Raw genomic sequence first — 202 nt, forward strand, 5'->3', positions numbered from 1 at the left:
TCATAGACCTTCTGCAGGTCGTCCTCGCTCGGGAAGCTCGCCGGCGGGGTCGAGACCTGCTGCAGATAGAGTTCGGCGACCGCGCTCTCGCGCACCCGGTCGAGCTGCTCGGCGATGGCGGGCTGTTGATCCCACTTCTTGGCCGCGACCTCCTGCAGCACCAGGCGGTTGGCGAGCATCAACCGCACCGCCTGGCTGAGCA

The 202-nt window shown here is 67.3% G+C and carries 1 pseudogene; it reads right to left on the reverse strand.

Features of this window, described 5'->3' with window-relative positions:
* A pseudogene (locus OZ411_RS43325) lies at positions 1–202 on the reverse strand (peptidylprolyl isomerase); the annotation flags it as partial.

The sequence above is a fragment of the Bradyrhizobium sp. Arg237L genome (assembly GCF_029990105.1).
In the GTDB taxonomy this organism is placed as follows: Bacteria; Pseudomonadota; Alphaproteobacteria; order Rhizobiales; family Xanthobacteraceae; genus Bradyrhizobium.